The following is a 1,329-nucleotide window of genomic DNA, read 5'->3' on the forward strand; positions in this document are numbered from 1 at the left end:
TCCGCGACGCCGCGACGAAGTAGAAGGACTGGCAGCCCGCCACGCCCATGACGCCGTACAGCAGCAGGAGACGCCAGTGGCCGCGCAGCGCGGCGGCGGCCGCCCGGCGCCGCGCCGCCAGCATCACCGGCACCAGCACCAGCGTCGCCCCGGCCACCCGGGCCCACGACGCCTGCAACGGCGACATGCCGGCCTCGATCAGCGCCTTGCCGAACGCACCGGACGTGCCGAAGCAGACCGAGGAGAACACCCCGAACCCCAGTCCCCATGCCTTCACTCGAGCGGCGTCCACGGAGCTCCCCTCATCAGTCGAATCAGGAGCATCAATACATCATGCTCCTTACGTACGACAACGGGATTCTCCCGACGCACTACCATGCGCAGGGTGACTTGGCCCGGCGCAGCCCCCACGGATCCGTTCGCAGCTATCGAAACGGACATCCGTGCCATGACCGCCTCGCCGTGGTGGATGAGCGCCGCTCCACCGCAACGCGCCCAGGCCGTCACCTCGCGGATGCTCGCCGGTGCCGGCGAATGGTGGCTGTTCGGGCTCTGGGGCCGCTGGTACCGCTGCGGCCTGGAGGGCAACTGGCACCTGTGCCCGCCGCCGTTCGACCCGCTGGCGCGCCAGGCCATGATGCCCGCGCCGCCCGGTGCCGGCAGTCCGCCCGTGCCCCCCTCGATGGTCCCCAGCGGCCCGGACCTGACGCCCGGCCCGCTGGCCGCCGACGGACTGTTCGGCGCGCCGCCGCCTCCCCCGCTGCTCGCCCGGCTCCAGCAGACCCTGGTCACGGCCGCCGCCGTCAACCCGGCACAGTTCCCGATGCGCGACCCGCAGTTCATCCCCGGCACGCCGAGCCCGGCGGCGGTCTGCCTGTTCTCGGTGCTGTGGTGCGCGGGCGCGCCGGTCGCCGACGCCGACCATCCGATCCTCGGGGCCTTCAGCCGCTTCCTCAGCAGCACCGACGGCGGGCCGCGCTGGTTCCTGCAGCCCGACCTGTCACTGATCGTCGGGGCCTACACCGAACGCCTGCGCGCGAACGACCCCATGGGCGCCACGCACATCGTCCGCACGATCTGGGAGACCGCCGAGACGCTGCGCGGCGGCGCGGCGTTCCGCCCACGCGCCGACGCGCTGGCCGCGATGAGCGGCGCGACCCTGCAGATGATCCAGAGCGACCACGGCGGCGTCCGCTTCGGCGACGCGGCCGTCTACCAGGAGTGGCTGCGACGCTGCCCGCCGCAGCTGCGGATCGCCGTGCTGCGCGAGACGACGCCGGGCGACCACTTCCGCCTCGCCTGCTACGACCTGGCCGCCGCCGCGGCGAC

Annotated in this window: 1 protein-coding gene and 1 pseudogene; one reads left to right on the plus strand and one right to left on the minus strand. The window is 73.4% G+C overall.

What is annotated here, in order from left to right; genetic code table 11:
• Window positions 1-292 (minus strand): EamA family transporter (locus tag ACFFNX_RS50160; RefSeq protein WP_378213569.1); only part of this gene is annotated, 292 nt, incomplete at its 3' end.
• Window positions 293-448: 156 nt separating this feature from the next.
• On the opposite strand from ACFFNX_RS50160, the pseudogene ACFFNX_RS50165 reads away from it, so the two are divergent.
• Window positions 449-1,329 (plus strand): annotated as a pseudogene (locus tag ACFFNX_RS50165) (hypothetical protein); the annotation flags it as partial.

The sequence above is a fragment of the Actinoallomurus acaciae genome (assembly GCF_042429965.1).
GTDB classification, from domain to species: domain Bacteria; phylum Actinomycetota; class Actinomycetes; order Streptosporangiales; family Streptosporangiaceae; genus Actinoallomurus; species Actinoallomurus acaciae.